The following is a 15,435-nucleotide window of genomic DNA, read 5'->3' as shown; positions in this document are numbered from 1 at the left end:
TTAAGCCTGCTAAATTAATTAGCGGGCTTAATAGTAAGAGATTTAGGGGCGTAGCTCAGTTGGTAGAGCACCGGTCTCCAAAACCGGGTGTCGCGAGTTCGAGTCTCTCCGCCCCTGCCATATATAATCCTTTGCTCAGGCAAAGGATTTTTTTTGTCTGTTATTTTCCATCCCCAAAATCTTCCAGCATCCTCCGTCCCTGGAGGTACGCATTATTCCAGTATGTTTGTCTTCAGTATTTCGCGGATCTGTACCTGTTTATCGCTGTTTTGTAGCCAGATAGCGTACAGGGGCCGGGATAGCGTTGTACTGTCCGTCACCGTATGCAGGCCGCTTTTATCCTTTGCCCAGCGTGTCGGTAGCCATGTGCAACCGTTGAGCGCAGCAAGTTGCTGATAGGCCAGTTCAGCGGAACTGGTTGTCAGCAGAGGAACATCATCACTGCCAATTAGTCCGACCTCATTTTGTTGGAAGTCCGGACCCCATTCCAGGCGCAGATAATTCAATTCATTCTTAGTTTTAAATGGCGAGGCGCAGTAGAGTGCCAGGGTGAAATTACCGAGTAACTGGCTGCTTAATTCGTCCATTTTCGGGGATTCTGTCGTGATCAGTAGATCAAGCTGTCGTTCATGTAACTGTTTAACAAGCGATTGTCGCTGTGCAATCCGCGCTTCAAACTGCAGGTTACAGGGCTCTTTGTAGAGCTTCCCCAGCCATCCGTTAAGCATGCATTCCCACAAAGATGCGCTGCCGCCAATTGAAAATTCATTGTGCCGGGAAGCATTCGCAACCTCTTTTCGTGCCGCCTGCCAGGTGTTCATCAGGGTTTCGGCATAAGGAAGGAGTTTATCGCCGGCTGACGTCAGGCGGATGTTATTGCGATGGCGGGTAAAAAGGTTCACGCCAAGCTGGTTTTCCAGCTGACGAATACGAAAGCTGACGGCCGACTGCGTCAGATAAAGCGCCTCTGCTGCTCGTCCAAAGTGGCGAGTTCTGCTCACCTCAAGGAAAGTTTTGAGCAATTCCGTATCCACACTCTTCTCCGCAAAATTATTTGTCGTAATGATTTAAATCTTTTGTTTTACACTCTGTCAAGCGTAACTAATACTCCGCGCCATAAATAGCTCGGCCAAAGAATCAGGAGCGTGTAGGATGGCGGAAAGCTTTATGACGACTAATCGTTTTTTCGATAATAAACATTATCCGCGCGGGTTCTCCCGTCATGGTGATTTCACCATCAAAGAGGCACAACTGCTGGAACAGCATGGTTATGCTCTTAACGAACTGGAACTGGGTAAACGCGAACCTGTCACCGAAGATGAAAAACAGTTTGTTTCGGTATGTCGTGGTGAACGTGAGCCAGCCACGGAAATGGAACGCGTCTGGATTAAGTATATGGCGCGTATTAAGCGGCCTAAGCGTTTTCATACGCTGTCCGGCGGGAAACCGCAGGTTGAAGGCGCTGAAGATTACACCGAAAGCGATGATTAACAAAAAAGGGCGTAAGCCCTTTTTTTATGCCATGAGTTTTTGCAAATGGTTCAGCATCCTGTCTATCGCCCGATAACCAAGGGCCTCCTGCAGGTGGTAGCGCTCAATACAGGGTTCCCCCCCTATGTCGGCGATGGTCCGGGCGACTTTCAGCAGACGCTGCCAGGCGCGGATAGAAAGCCCCAGCTGCGATAGTACCTGTTCCAGCCAGATAGCATCCTCTTTACTGAGCGGACACCAGATTTTCATTTCGTTACTCTCCAGATGGGCATTGAGTTTCTCCTGCCGGGCCAGCTGTTTGTCTCGGGCGGCGAGAACCCGCTTCCTCACGCTGGCGCTATTTTCCACGCCAGAGACTGCCTGGCTGAGCACGCCTGGAGGCGGTAGAGGAATTTCCAGCGAGAGGTCGAACCGGTCGAGGAACGGCCCGGACAGGCGACCCAGATAGCGTAAGGTTTGTTCCGGTGATGCGCGATTATGATGACCCTGGTAATGCCCGGTGGGGCTGGGATTCATAGCCGCAATAAGCTGAAAATGTGCCGGATAGTCAATTTTCGCACGCGTTCGTGAAATATGTATTTTCCCTGACTCTATCGGCTCCCGCAAAGCATCCAACACCCGGCGTTCAAACTCCGGTAGTTCATCGAGAAATAGCACCCCGTTGTGTGCCAGCGAGATCTCTCCGGGTATCGGGATTGAACCCCCCCCTACCATTGCCGCGAGAGAAGCGCTGTGATGCGGACTGCGAAACGGCCGCCGGCGCCACTGTTTTGTTGCGCGATGGCGACTCAACAGACTAAGAATGGCGGCGCTTTCGAGCGCCTCCTGATTGCTTAACGGTGGCAGAAGACCTGGCAACCGGCTGGCAAGCATGGTTTTTCCTGTTCCGGGAGGGCCAATCAACAGCAGGTTGTGACCCCCTGCGGCAACGATTTCCAACGCCCGTTTTCCTTGCTGCTGGCCAATAACATCGCTCAGATCAGGTAGAGGGTCATCAGGAAGTTCTTCCTCCGGTATGGAAGGATTGAGCGCATGGCGTCCCTCGAGAAAAGCACACACTTCCTGCAGATGCCCGGCGATAAGACACTCGTGGCCCTCAATGAGCCCCACTTCTGCAGCGTTATCCTCGGCGACGATAATTTGTCGTCCGGCTTTTATCGCCTCCATTGCACTGGAGATAGCGCCAGGAACGCCGCGTAGCGCCCCTGTGAGCGCGAGCTCGCCGATAAACTCATATTGATTCAACCTGGACGCATCTAGCTGCTCCGACGCGACCAGAAGCGCGAGAGCGATGGGGAGATCGTATCGCCCGCCTTCTTTTGGCAAATCAGCAGGGGCCAGATTGATGGTGATCTTTTTGGCCGGAAACGTATAGCCGCTGTTAATTATCGCGCTGCGTACCCGGTCGCGAGCCTCTCTTACCGTGGTTTCAGGAAGCCCTACCATGGTTAACCCGGGAAGCCCGTTGCTGATATGTATTTCGATCGTAATAAGTGGGGCACTGATACCGAAAGCAGCCCGTGTGTAAATAATCGCGAGTGACATAATGCCTCCTGAGTACGGGCATTATGTCGGCAGAAAAAGGGGCAGTAATGAGTAAGAAATGTATTTTACGCGCCATGTTCCAGCGAATATCGCCGGATATTGTGACATTTCACTCATGATGGAAGCAGCATCGCAGACGGCCATCATGGTGAAATAGCGTATTGCCGGAAACCGCCGCATCGTCATAGAAAAGGGTGATAAATTGAATTTTTTTCATTTTATATTTTTTCTATTAAAAACAATTGTTTTACAAAAAACTGTTAGCGCGATCAGTAAGTGATGTATAAAAAAATCTTGTGTTTATTGTGATGTCTGTGGTAACTCTTTAGGTATTCCTTCGAACAAGAAGCCAGAAAGTACAGAAAATGACAGCCCTTCTACGAGTGATTAGCCTGGTCGTGATTAGCGTGGTGGTGATTATTATCCCACCGTGCGGGGCTGCACTTGGACGAGGAAAGGCTTAGAAATCAAGCCTTAACGAACTAAGACCCCCGCACCGAAAGGTCCGGGGGTTTTTTTATAACTTAAAAATGATAAGCGAGGAGCAGACAATGACGAATAGCATAAAATTCTGTTTCTCCCGATCTATGACGGGGAACTAACTATGAATGGGGCACAGTGGGTAGTACATGCTTTGCGGGCACAGGGGGTCGACACGGTTTTTGGCTATCCTGGTGGCGCGATTATGCCGGTTTACGATGCATTGTATGACGGCGGCGTGGAACACCTGTTGTGCCGCCACGAGCAAGGAGCGGCCATGGCAGCTATCGGCTATGCTCGCGCCACCGGCAAAACCGGCGTGTGCATCGCCACATCAGGTCCAGGTGCGACGAACCTGATCACCGGCCTGGCTGATGCGTTACTGGACTCTGTCCCTGTTGTCGCCATCACTGGTCAGGTCGCGGCGCCGTTTATCGGCACCGATGCTTTCCAGGAAGTGGACGTCCTTGGTTTATCACTGGCCTGTACGAAACATAGTTTTCTCGTGCAGTCGCTGGAAGAACTGCCGCGAGTGATCGCTGAAGCTTTCCAGGTCGCAAACTCTGGCCGCCCAGGCCCGGTTCTGGTTGATATCCCGAAAGATATCCAGCTGGCGAAGGGTGAGCTTGAACCGTATTTCTCGACGGTTGATAACGACATTGCCTTCCCCCATGCAGAAGTTGAGCAGGCGCTGCAGATGTTAGCTGCCGCGCAAAAACCGATGCTGTACGTCGGCGGTGGCGTGGGCATGGCGCAGGCGGTGCCTGCGTTGCGCGAATTTATCGCCATTACGCAAATGCCGGCCACCTGCACGCTGAAAGGTCTGGGGGCCGTTGATGCGGCCTATCCGTACTATCTGGGCATGCTGGGGATGCACGGCACCAAAGCGGCCAATCTGGCGGTACAGGAATGTGACCTGCTGATCGCCGTTGGCGCCCGCTTCGATGACCGTGTTACCGGGAAGCTGAATACCTTTGCTCCGCACGCCAAAGTTATCCATCTGGATATCGATCCGGCTGAGCTGAACAAGCTGCGTCAGGCACATGTTGCCCTGGCGGGCGATCTGAATACATTGCTGCCAGCGTTGCAGAAGCCGCTGACTATCGACGCCTGGCGCCAGCATAATCAGGCGCTGCGTGACGAGCACGCATGGCGCTACGACCATCCGGGTGAGGGTATTTACGCACCGCTGTTGCTCAAACAGCTCTCCGACCGTAAGCCGGCCGATAGCGTTGTGACAACCGACGTGGGTCAACATCAAATGTGGTCAGCGCAGCATATGACCTATACACGCCCTGAGAATTTTATTACCTCCAGCGGTCTGGGCACGATGGGCTTTGGCCTGCCGGCTGCGGTTGGCGCTCAAGTTGCACGTCCGAACGATACCGTTATCTGCGTCTCCGGCGATGGTTCGTTCATGATGAACGTGCAGGAGCTGGGTACCGTGAAGCGTAAACAGCTGCCGTTGAAGATCCTGTTACTGGATAACCAGCGTTTAGGCATGGTGCGTCAGTGGCAGCAGCTGTTTTTCGAGGAGCGCTATAGCGAAACCACCCTCACCGATAATCCCGATTTTGTCACGCTGGCCAGCGCTTTCGGCATTCCTGGACAGCACATCACCCGTAAAGACCAGGTTGAAGCAGCTCTCGACACCATGCTTTCGAGCCAGGGGCCATACCTGCTTCATGTCTCAATCGATGAGCTTGAGAACGTCTGGCCGTTGGTACCGCCCGGTGCCAGTAATGCAGAAATGCTGGAGAAATTATCATGATGCAACATCAGGTCGCTTTGCAGGCTCGCTTCAACCCGGAAACCTTAGAACGCGTGCTGCGCGTGGTACGTCACCGTGGCTTTCAGGTTTGTTCCATGAATATGGAAACCGCGGCAGATGCCGGCAACATAAATATTGAATTGACCGTTGCCAGCCAGCGGCCCGTCGAATTACTGTTTAGTCAATTAAGTAAGCTGGTCGACGTCGCCTGCGTCGAGATCCAGCAACCAACATCACAACAAATCCGCGCATAAGCGCAAGGGAAGAAAAATGACGACGAAAAAAGCTGATTACATTTGGTTCAACGGCGAGATGGTTCCGTGGGGAGAGGCGAAGGTTCACGTGATGTCTCACGCGCTTCACTACGGCACTTCCGTGTTTGAAGGCATCCGTTGCTACGACTCACATAAAGGACCGGTGGTGTTCCGTCATCGCGAACATATGCAGCGTCTGCATGACTCAGCCAAAATCTATCGTTTTCCGGTCTCTCAAAGCATTGATGAGTTGATGGAAGCCTGCCGCGAAGTTATCCGCAAAAATAACCTGACCAGCGCGTATATTCGTCCACTGGTCTTTGTTGGCGACGTTGGCATGGGTGTTAATCCGCCTGCGGGATACAGCACTGACGTGATCATCGCGGCGTTCCCGTGGGGAGCTTATCTTGGCGCTGAAGCGCTGGATCAGGGGATCGATGCGATGGTTTCTTCCTGGAACCGTGTCGCGCCCAATACCATCCCGACCGCGGCAAAAGCCGGGGGTAACTACCTCTCTTCCCTGCTGGTTGGCAGCGAAGCGCGCCGCCATGGTTATCAGGAAGGGATCGCGCTGGACGTTAACGGCTATATCTCCGAGGGCGCGGGTGAGAACCTGTTTGAAGTGAAAGATGGCGTGTTGTTCACTCCGCCATTTACCTCTTCTGCGCTGCCGGGCATTACCCGCGACGCGATCATTAAACTGGCAAAAGATCTGGATATTGAAGTCCGCGAGCAGGTGCTGTCCCGTGAATCTCTGTATCTGGCTGATGAAGTCTTTATGTCTGGTACTGCTGCGGAAATCACTCCGGTGCGCAGCGTTGACGGTATTCAGGTTGGCGAAGGTCGCTGCGGCCCGGTCACCAAGCGTATTCAGCAAGCTTTCTTTGGTCTCTTCACCGGTGAAACCGAGGATAAATGGGGCTGGTTGGATCAGGTTAACCAATAAACATACCCGTCATATTTCAAGCATAAGCATAAAAAAATGGGGTGGCACGCAGCGCCCCATGTCACAGAGACTGGGAGTAACTAAAGCATGCCTAAGTACCGTTCCGCCACCACCACTCACGGCCGTAATATGGCGGGTGCCCGCGCGCTGTGGCGCGCAACCGGGATGACCGATGCTGATTTCGGTAAGCCGATTATCGCCGTTGTTAACTCCTTCACCCAATTTGTACCGGGTCACGTACATCTGCGCGATCTGGGTAAGCTGGTTGCTGAGCAGATTGAAGCCTCAGGCGGCGTTGCCAAAGAATTTAACACCATCGCGGTGGATGATGGGATCGCCATGGGGCATGGGGGTATGCTTTATTCACTGCCATCCCGTGAACTGATCGCCGACTCGGTTGAGTACATGGTTAACGCGCACTGCGCCGATGCCATGGTCTGCATTTCCAACTGTGACAAAATCACCCCGGGGATGCTGATGGCGTCCTTGCGCCTGAATATTCCGGTGATTTTTGTCTCCGGTGGCCCAATGGAAGCCGGGAAAACCAAGCTTTCTGACAAAATCATCAAACTCGACCTTGTCGATGCGATGATTCAGGGGGCGGATCCAAAAGTCTCCGACGAACAGAGTGAGCAGGTCGAGCGTTCCGCCTGTCCGACCTGTGGTTCCTGTTCGGGGATGTTTACCGCCAACTCGATGAACTGCCTGACCGAAGCGCTGGGTCTGTCCCAGCCGGGTAACGGCTCTCTGCTGGCGACACACGCCGACCGTAAGGAGCTGTTCCTCAACGCGGGGAAACGCATCGTTGAGCTGACTAAGCGCTATTACGAGCAGGATGATGCATCCGCGTTGCCGCGCAACATCGCCAGCAAAGCGGCGTTTGAAAACGCCATGACCCTGGATATTGCCATGGGCGGTTCGACGAATACCGTTCTGCACCTGCTGGCCGCCGCGCAGGAAGCGGAAATCGACTTCACTATGAGTGATATCGATAAGCTGTCCCGCAAGGTTCCGCAGCTGTGTAAAGTGGCGCCGAGCACGCAGAAGTACCATATGGAAGATGTGCACCGCGCGGGCGGCGTACTGGGGATTCTCGGCGAGCTCGATCGTGCCGGGCTGCTGAACCGCGAGGTGAAAAACGTTCTCGGTCTGACTCTGCCACAAACGCTCGATCAATATGATGTCATGCTGACTAAAGATGACGCGGTGAAAAAAATGTTCCGCGCTGGCCCGGCGGGTATCCGGACGACTCAGGCGTTCTCGCAGGACTGCCGCTGGGATACATTGGACGACGATCGTGCCGAAGGGTGTATCCGTTCACTGGAGCATGCTTACAGCAAAGACGGCGGTCTGGCGGTTCTGTACGGCAACTTTGCGGAAAACGGCTGTATTGTTAAAACCGCAGGGGTGGATGACAGTATTCTGAAATTCACCGGCCCGGCGAAAGTCTATGAAAGCCAGGATGAAGCCGTCGACGCGATCCTGGGCGGTAAAGTGGTGGCGGGCGACGTCGTGGTTATTCGCTACGAAGGGCCGAAGGGCGGTCCGGGAATGCAGGAAATGCTCTATCCGACGACCTTCCTGAAATCCATGGGTCTGGGTAAAGCCTGTGCGCTGATCACCGATGGGCGTTTCTCCGGCGGTACCTCGGGTCTGTCGATTGGCCACGTCTCACCGGAAGCAGCCAGCGGCGGCAATATCGCGATCATTGAAGACGGCGATATGATTGCCATTGATATTCCGAACCGGGGTATTCAGCTGCAGCTGAGCGATGCCGAAATCGCCGCGCGTCGTGAAGCACAAGAGGCCCGCGGCGATCGTGCCTGGACGCCGAAAGCACGTGAACGTCAGGTCTCCTTTGCACTCCGCGCGTACGCCAGCCTGGCAACCAGCGCCGATAAGGGCGCGGTGCGCGATAAATCAAAACTGGGGGGTTAATGATGGCTGAATCACAACCCCTGTCTGCCGCCCCCGAAGGGGCGGAATATCTCAGGGCGGTGCTGCGCGCACCGGTCTATGAAGCGGCGCAGATTACGCCGTTGCAAAAAATGGAAAAAATCTCGTCGCGTCTTGATAACGTGATTCTGGTGAAGCGTGAAGATCGCCAGCCGGTTCATAGCTTCAAGCTGCGCGGGGCCTACGCAATGATGGCAGGCCTGACGGAAGAGCAAAAAGCGCAGGGAGTGATTACCGCTTCTGCGGGCAACCACGCCCAGGGGGTTGCGTTCTCGGCATCGCGTCTTGGCGTGAAGGCGCTGATCGTCATGCCGGTTGCCACGGCGGACATCAAAGTGGATGCCGTACGTAACTTTGGCGGTGAGGTACTGCTGCACGGCGCTAATTTTGATGAAGCGAAAGCGAAAGCCATTGAGCTGGCGCAACAGCAGAACTTCACCTGGGTCCCGCCGTTTGACCACCCGATGGTGATTGCCGGGCAGGGCACGCTGGCGCTGGAGCTGCTACAGCAGGATGCACACCTGGACCGCGTGTTTGTCCCGGTTGGCGGCGGTGGGCTTGCCGCAGGCGTAGCGGTGCTGATCAAGCAGCTGATGCCGCAGATCAAAGTGATCGCGGTGGAAGCAGAGGACTCCGCCTGTCTGAAAGCCGCGCTGGATGCCGGACATCCGGTCGATCTGCCGCGCGTCGGGCTGTTTGCCGAAGGCGTGGCGGTGAAACGTATCGGCGACGAGACCTTCCGCCTCTGCCAGGAGTATCTTGATGATATCGTCACCGTCGACAGCGATGCGATTTGTGCGGCGATGAAAGATCTGTTCGAAGATGTTCGCGCCGTGGCTGAACCGTCTGGTGCGCTGGCGCTGGCAGGAATGAAAAAGTATATCGCGCAGCATGATATCCGCGGCGAGCGGTTGGCACATGTGCTTTCCGGGGCCAACGTTAACTTCCACGGCCTGCGCTACGTCTCCGAACGCTGCGAGCTGGGAGAGCAACGTGAAGCGCTGCTGGCGGTGACCATTCCTGAAGAGAAGGGCAGCTTCCTGAAGTTTTGTCAGCTGCTGGGTGGCCGTTCAGTGACCGAGTTCAACTACCGTTTTGCTGATGCCAAAGACGCCTGCATTTTTGTCGGGGTTCGTCTGAGCCGCGGTCTGGAAGAACGCAAAGAGATTTTGAGTCTGCTGCACGAAGGCGGCTATAGCGTTGTCGATCTTTCTGATGACGAAATGGCGAAACTTCATGTGCGCTATATGGTCGGTGGGCGGCCGTCAAAACCGCTGCAGGAGCGACTGTTCAGCTTCGAATTCCCCGAATCACCGGGGGCGTTGCTCAAGTTCCTGCATACGTTAGGGACCCACTGGAACATCTCGTTGTTCCACTATCGCAGCCACGGAACCGATTATGGCCGCGTGCTGGCGGCGTTCGAGCTTGGCGATCATGAGCCGGATTTCGAAACCCGACTCCATGAGCTGGGCTATGACTGCCACGATGAAACCAATAACCCGGCGTTCAGGTTCTTTCTCGCGGGCTAATGGCTGATGGCGCTGCGCTCATCGGGCCTACAATCAGATTACAGGCCAGGTAAGGCGTGTGCGCCAAATATCAGTGGTTCGGCAGAATCGACCAGAAAGCATCAATAAGCGGCTCATACAGCCGCTTTTTTTGTGCGCACACGCCTAGTTCAAACGGCGTTTTCTCATCGCTGCGCTCTAAAATCATCACGCGATTGCGTACCGGTTCCGGACTGTTCTCCAGTACCACTTCCGGAATTAAAGCCACGCCGCAGCCGAGCGCGACCATCGACACCATCGCTTCATGGCCGCCCACGGTGGCGTAAATCGAGGGATTGCTGATTTTGTGGCGGCGAAACCACAGTTCGATGCGGCGGCGCACCGGCCCCTGATCGGCCATGATAAACGGTACGGTTGACCAGTCGGGCTTCTCCTGGCTCACCTGGGTGCGTACCGGACAGGCCAATGCCGGGGCGATCAGCACGACCGCCAGGTTTTCCAGCATCGAAAACGCCACGGAGCCCGGCAGCGTTTCCGGCTTGCCGGCAATCGCCAGATCGGCCTCGCCGGTGACAACTTTCTCCATTGCATCCGCGGCATCGCCGGTGGAAAGCTTAATCTCCACCGAAGGGTGAGCCGCGCGGAAGCGATCGAGAATCGGCGGCAGATGACTGTAGGCTGCCGTCACCGAGCAGAAGATATGCAGCTCGCCGGAAAGCGAAGGGCCTTGCTGATCGATGGCATGACGAAGCTGCTGGTACTGTAGCAGCGTCTGCTGTGCGAACAGGCGCAGCTCTTCGCCAGCTTCGGTCAAGGTGACGGTACGGTTATCGCGAACAAACAGCGGCTGCCCGAGATCTTCTTCCAGGCGCTGGATCTGGCGCGAAAGGGTGGAGGGGCTGACGTGCATCGCCCGCGCGCTGCGGCCAAAATGGCGGCTTTCGGCCAGATGCAGGAAGGTTTTCAGATCGCGTAAATCCACACTCCGTACTCCACAGTTTTGCATTGCATAAATTGCAACGTGACGTTGTGAATATATCAATTTCCGCAATAAATTTCCTGTCATATAGTAAGTTCATTCTCGCAAAAGCGAACCGAACAATAAGACAGTACAACATCACGAGGTATCACCATGGCTAACTACTTTAATACACTGAATCTGCGCCAGCAGCTGGCGCAGCTGGGTAAATGTCGCTTTATGGGCCGCGACGAATTCGCTGATGGCGCCAGCTACCTTCAGGGTAAAAAAGTGGTCATTGTCGGCTGTGGCGCGCAGGGTCTGAACCAGGGCCTGAACATGCGTGATTCCGGTCTGGATATCTCCTATGCGCTGCGTAAAGAAGCGATTGCTGAAAAGCGCGCATCCTGGCGTAAAGCGACCGAAAACGGCTTCAAAGTGGGGACCTACGAAGAGCTGATCCCACAGGCTGACCTGGTGGTTAACCTGACGCCGGACAAACAGCACTCCGACGTTGTGCGTTCCGTTCAGCCGCTGATGAAAGATGGCGCGGCGCTGGGCTACTCCCACGGCTTCAACATCGTCGAAGTGGGTGAGCAGATTCGTAAAGACATCACCGTTGTGATGGTGGCGCCGAAGTGCCCGGGTACCGAAGTGCGTGAAGAGTACAAACGTGGTTTCGGCGTACCGACGCTGATCGCGGTTCACCCGGAAAACGACCCGAAAGGTGAAGGCATGGCGATTGCTAAAGCCTGGGCCGCAGCAACCGGTGGTCACCGTGCGGGCGTTCTGGAATCTTCCTTTGTTGCGGAAGTGAAATCTGACCTGATGGGCGAGCAGACGATTCTGTGCGGTATGCTGCAGGCTGGTTCTCTGCTGTGCTTCGACAAGCTGGTGGAAGAAGGTACCGATCCGGCATACGCCGAAAAACTGATTCAGTTCGGCTGGGAAACCATCACTGAAGCGCTGAAGCAGGGCGGTATCACCCTGATGATGGATCGCCTGTCTAACCCGGCGAAACTGCGTGCTTATGCGCTGTCCGAACAGCTGAAAGAGATCATGGCGCCGCTGTTCCAGAAACATATGGATGACATCATCTCCGGCGAATTCTCCTCCGGCATGATGGCTGACTGGGCCAACGATGATAAGAAACTGCTGACCTGGCGTGAAGAGACCGGTAAAACCGCGTTCGAGACCGCCCCGCAGTTTGAAGGTAAAATCGGCGAGCAGGAGTACTTCGATAAAGGCGTTCTGATGATCGCGATGGTGAAAGCGGGCGTTGAGCTGGCGTTCGAAACCATGGTTGATTCCGGCATCATCGAAGAGTCTGCTTACTACGAATCACTGCATGAGCTGCCGCTGATCGCGAACACCATCGCGCGTAAGCGTCTGTACGAAATGAACGTGGTTATCTCCGATACCGCAGAATACGGTAACTACCTGTTCTCTTATGCCTGCGTACCGCTGCTGAAAGAGTTCATGACTACCCTGCAGACCGGCGACCTGGGCAAAGCAATTGCCGAAGGCGCGGTAGACAACGCTCAGCTGCGCGACGTGAATGAAGCGATTCGCGGCCACGCTATTGAGCAGGTTGGTAAGAAACTGCGCGGCTATATGACTGATATGAAACGTATCGCGGTAGCAGGTTAAGCAGATTGTCGGGTGGCGCTCCGCCTACCCGACCTACAAAACCGCAAGATGTAGGCCGGGTAAGGCGTAGCCGCCACCCGGCTTTTTATTTGCGGTACAGGACTTTGATGATGTGGTAGCCAAACTGAGTGTGCAGCGGGCCGGTCGGCTCCAGCTCAGGGCAGGAGAAGACGACTTTATCAAATGCCGGAACCATCTGACCCTGTTTGAACTCGCCTAAATGACCGCCCTTTTTACCTGACGGACAAGTGGAGTGCTTTTTCGCCAGCTTCTCGAAATCGGCGCCGTTTTTAATCTGCTCCAGCAGGTCGAGTGCCAGTTTCTCTTCTTTCACCAGGATGTGCATTGCTGCCGCTGTTTTTGCCATGATCGTACCTTGATAATTTACGATGAATCAGACGGCAATATTAGCATGCGCTAACGGCGGTAGAGCACCTTAATGATGTGGTAGCCGAACTTCGTTTTTACCGGTCCGTAGGGTTTTAGCAGCGGGCAGGTGAAGACGGCTTTATCAAACGGCCCGACCATCGCTCCCTGCGTAAACTCACCGAGATCGCCACCGTTGCGCCCGGAGGGACATTTCGAATAGCGCTTTGCCAGGTGATCGAAGCTGACGCCTCGCTCCAGTTTAGCGAGGATCTCCTGCGCCAGTTTCTCTTCTTTTACCAGGATATGCAGGGCTGCCGCTGACTTTGCCATTGTTTTGTTCTCTGGATTATCGGTGTTGCCAACACTTTACCATTAGCCGGTAAATCTCCACCCGGCTTTCTGCTACAATCCCCACCCCGTTCGAAGATTGAGCAAGACTCCCATGCGTTTAAACCCTGGCCAACAACAAGCCGTCGAATTTGTTACCGGACCGTGCCTGGTGCTGGCGGGCGCCGGTTCCGGTAAGACCCGCGTTATCACCAATAAAATCGCTCACCTGATCCGCGGGTGCGGCTATCAGGCGCGCCATATTGCGGCGGTAACCTTTACCAACAAAGCGGCACGTGAAATGAAAGAACGTGTCGGGCAAACGCTGGGGCGCAAAGAGGCGCGGGGCCTGATGATTTCCACCTTCCATACCCTGGGGCTGGATATTATTAAGCGTGAGTATGCTGCGCTAGGGATGAAATCTAACTTTTCTCTGTTCGATGATACCGACCAGGTTGCGCTGCTTAAAGAGCTAACCGAAGGGCTGATCGACGACGATAAAGTCGTGTTGCAGCAGCTGATCTCGACGATCTCCAACTGGAAAAACGATCTGCAAACCCCGGCGCAGGCCGCGGCAGGCGCAAAGGGTGAACGGGAGCGGATCTTTGCCCACTGCTACGGGCTCTATGATAGCCATATGAAGGCCTGCAACGTGCTGGATTTTGACGATCTGATCCTGTTGCCGACCCTGCTGTTACAGCGCAATGAAGAGGTGCGCGAACGCTGGCAGAACAAGATTCGCTATCTGCTGGTGGATGAATATCAGGATACCAACACCAGTCAGTATGAGATGGTGAAGCTGTTGGTGGGGCAGCGTGCGCGCTTTACCGTCGTCGGCGATGATGACCAGTCGATCTACTCCTGGCGCGGGGCCCGGCCGCAGAACCTGGTCCTGCTGAGCCAGGATTTCCCGGCGCTGCAGGTGATCAAGCTGGAACAGAACTACCGTTCTTCCGGGCGCATACTAAAAGCCGCTAACATCCTGATTGCCAACAACCCGCACGTCTTCGAAAAACGCCTGTTTTCCGAGTTGGGATATGGCGTAGAGCTTAAAGTGCTTTCAGCAAACCACGAAGAGCATGAAGCGGAACGGGTGACCGGGGAACTGATCGCCCATCACTTTATCAATAAGACGCAATATAAAGATTACGCCATTCTCTACCGCGGCAACCATCAGTCGCGGGTCTTTGAAAAGATGCTGATGCAAAACCGCATCCCGTACAAAATTTCGGGCGGTACGTCGTTCTTTTCACGGCCCGAGATTAAAGACCTGTTGGCCTATCTGCGCGTGCTGACTAACCCGGATGATGACAGCGCCTTCCTGCGTATCGTCAATACGCCAAAACGCGAAATCGGCCCGGCCACCTTGCAAAAGCTGGGCGAGTGGGCGATGACCCGTAACAAGAGCTTGTTTACCGCCAGTTTTGATATGGGTCTCAACCAGACGTTAACCGGCCGCGGCTATGATGCGCTCACCGGATTTACCCAGTGGCTGGCTGACATCCAGCGCCTGGCGGAGCGCGAACCGGTCGCCGCGGTGCGCGATCTGATTCGCGGAGTGGATTATGAATCCTGGCTGTATGAGACCTCCCCAAGCCCGAAGGCCGCAGAAATGCGGATGAAAAACGTCAATCAGCTGTTCAGCTGGATGACGGAGATGCTTGAAGGCAGCGACATAGACGAGCCGATGACCCTGACCCAGGTGGTCACTCGTTTTACCCTCCGCGATATGATGGAGCGCGGCGAGTCTGATGAAGAGTCGGATCAGGTGCAGTTGATGACCCTGCACGCCTCGAAGGGGCTGGAGTTTCCCTACGTCTATCTGGTGGGCATGGAAGAGGGGCTGCTGCCGCATCAGAGTAGCATCGATGAAGACAACGTCGATGAAGAGCGCCGCCTGGCGTATGTCGGGATTACCCGCGCGCAAAAAGAGCTGACCTTCACGCTGTGTAAAGAGCGCCGTCAGTACGGAGAACTGGTGCGCCCTGAGCCCAGCCGTTTTCTGCTGGAGCTGCCGCAGGATGACCTGATCTGGGAGCAGGAGCGCAAGGTTATCTCGCCGGAGGAGCGGATGCATAAAGGGCAGGCCAACGTCGCCAATATTCGTGCGATGCTGGCAAAAGCGAAAGGGAAGTAGGACGACCGCGTATCTCCCGGTGGCACGCACCGGGGGAGATGTT

15 protein-coding genes and 1 tRNA gene are annotated in these 15,435 nt (G+C 54.9%); 11 read left to right on the top strand and 5 right to left on the bottom strand.

The annotated features are described in order from the left end of the window. The first annotated feature begins 44 nt into the window (after window positions 1-44). A tRNA-Trp gene (locus AC007G_RS26545) sits at window positions 45-120 on the top strand. Between the two features lie 92 nt (window positions 121-212). On the opposite strand, the gene hdfR is transcribed toward AC007G_RS26545, so the two are convergent. Further along, window positions 213-1,034: an HTH-type transcriptional regulator HdfR gene (gene hdfR, locus AC007G_RS26540; RefSeq protein WP_032690060.1), complete on the bottom strand. Its 822-nt coding sequence runs from the start codon at window positions 1,032-1,034 to the stop codon at window positions 213-215. 118 nt (window positions 1,035-1,152) lie between these two features. Here hdfR and AC007G_RS26535 point away from each other — a divergent pair, with 118 nt between their 5' ends. Next, window positions 1,153-1,491: a MaoP family protein gene (locus tag AC007G_RS26535; RefSeq protein WP_004869479.1), complete on the top strand. Its 339-nt coding sequence runs from the start codon at window positions 1,153-1,155 to the stop codon at window positions 1,489-1,491. A gap of 24 nt (window positions 1,492-1,515) precedes the next feature. Here AC007G_RS26535 and AC007G_RS26530 read toward each other — a convergent pair whose 3' ends face one another. Beyond that, window positions 1,516-3,036: a YifB family Mg chelatase-like AAA ATPase gene (locus AC007G_RS26530; protein ID WP_032697964.1), complete on the bottom strand. Its 1,521-nt coding sequence runs from the start codon at window positions 3,034-3,036 to the stop codon at window positions 1,516-1,518. A 365-nt stretch (window positions 3,037-3,401) separates the two neighbouring features. On the opposite strand from AC007G_RS26530, the gene ilvL reads away from it, so the two are divergent. From ilvL to ilvA, 7 genes are all read left to right on the top strand, one after another. Next, window positions 3,402-3,500, top strand: coding sequence for an ilv operon leader peptide (gene ilvL, locus AC007G_RS26525; RefSeq protein ID WP_001311244.1), 99 nt, complete (start codon window positions 3,402-3,404; stop codon window positions 3,498-3,500). A gap of 66 nt (window positions 3,501-3,566) precedes the next feature. Continuing rightward, window positions 3,567-3,638, top strand: coding sequence for a peptide IlvX (gene ilvX / locus AC007G_RS26520; protein WP_201405924.1), 72 nt, complete (start codon window positions 3,567-3,569; stop codon window positions 3,636-3,638). Between the two features lie 2 nt (window positions 3,639-3,640). Next, window positions 3,641-5,287, top strand: a complete 1,647-nt coding sequence (gene ilvG / locus AC007G_RS26515; protein ID WP_032690057.1) for an acetolactate synthase 2 catalytic subunit — start codon at window positions 3,641-3,643, stop codon at window positions 5,285-5,287. Beyond that, complete coding sequence (gene ilvM, locus AC007G_RS26510) at window positions 5,284-5,541, top strand: acetolactate synthase 2 small subunit (protein ID WP_004869489.1); 258 nt, start codon at window positions 5,284-5,286, stop codon at window positions 5,539-5,541. The genes ilvG and ilvM overlap by 4 nt, the downstream gene beginning before the upstream one ends. A 16-nt stretch (window positions 5,542-5,557) precedes the next feature. Further along, window positions 5,558-6,487, top strand: coding sequence for a branched-chain-amino-acid transaminase (gene ilvE, locus AC007G_RS26505; protein WP_004869492.1), 930 nt, complete (start codon window positions 5,558-5,560; stop codon window positions 6,485-6,487). An 87-nt stretch (window positions 6,488-6,574) separates the two neighbouring features. Next, window positions 6,575-8,425: a dihydroxy-acid dehydratase gene (gene ilvD, locus AC007G_RS26500; RefSeq protein WP_032697961.1), complete on the top strand. Its 1,851-nt coding sequence runs from the start codon at window positions 6,575-6,577 to the stop codon at window positions 8,423-8,425. A 2-nt stretch (window positions 8,426-8,427) separates the two neighbouring features. Next, window positions 8,428-9,972, top strand: a complete 1,545-nt coding sequence (ilvA, locus tag AC007G_RS26495) for a threonine ammonia-lyase, biosynthetic (protein WP_015585418.1) — start codon at window positions 8,428-8,430, stop codon at window positions 9,970-9,972. A 70-nt stretch (window positions 9,973-10,042) separates the two neighbouring features. Here ilvA and ilvY read toward each other — a convergent pair whose 3' ends face one another. Further along, complete coding sequence (ilvY, locus tag AC007G_RS26490) at window positions 10,043-10,933, bottom strand: HTH-type transcriptional activator IlvY (RefSeq protein WP_004869503.1); 891 nt, start codon at window positions 10,931-10,933, stop codon at window positions 10,043-10,045. 150 nt (window positions 10,934-11,083) lie between these two features. Here ilvY and ilvC point away from each other — a divergent pair, with 150 nt between their 5' ends. Then, window positions 11,084-12,559, top strand: a complete 1,476-nt coding sequence (ilvC, locus tag AC007G_RS26485) for a ketol-acid reductoisomerase (RefSeq protein ID WP_005133363.1) — start codon at window positions 11,084-11,086, stop codon at window positions 12,557-12,559. An 85-nt stretch (window positions 12,560-12,644) separates the two neighbouring features. Here ilvC and ppiC (AC007G_RS26480) read toward each other — a convergent pair whose 3' ends face one another. Both ppiC (AC007G_RS26480) and ppiC (AC007G_RS26475) read right to left on the bottom strand, forming a co-directional pair. After that, window positions 12,645-12,926, bottom strand: a complete 282-nt coding sequence (ppiC, locus tag AC007G_RS26480) for a peptidylprolyl isomerase PpiC (RefSeq protein WP_004869510.1) — start codon at window positions 12,924-12,926, stop codon at window positions 12,645-12,647. Window positions 12,927-12,976: 50 nt separating this feature from the next. Next, a complete protein-coding gene (gene ppiC / locus AC007G_RS26475) occupies window positions 12,977-13,258 on the bottom strand; it encodes a peptidylprolyl isomerase PpiC (protein WP_032690055.1) in 282 nt (93 codons plus the stop codon). A 112-nt stretch (window positions 13,259-13,370) separates the two neighbouring features. On the opposite strand from ppiC (AC007G_RS26475), the gene rep reads away from it, so the two are divergent. Beyond that, window positions 13,371-15,392, top strand: a complete 2,022-nt coding sequence (rep, locus tag AC007G_RS26470) for a DNA helicase Rep (protein WP_131064472.1) — start codon at window positions 13,371-13,373, stop codon at window positions 15,390-15,392. The last annotated feature ends 43 nt before the right edge of the window (window positions 15,393-15,435 follow it).

This window comes from Klebsiella sp. CSG-1 (assembly GCF_056521145.1).
The sequence above is the reverse complement of the archived record's forward strand: the minus strand, read 5'-3'. Positions and strand labels throughout refer to the sequence as shown.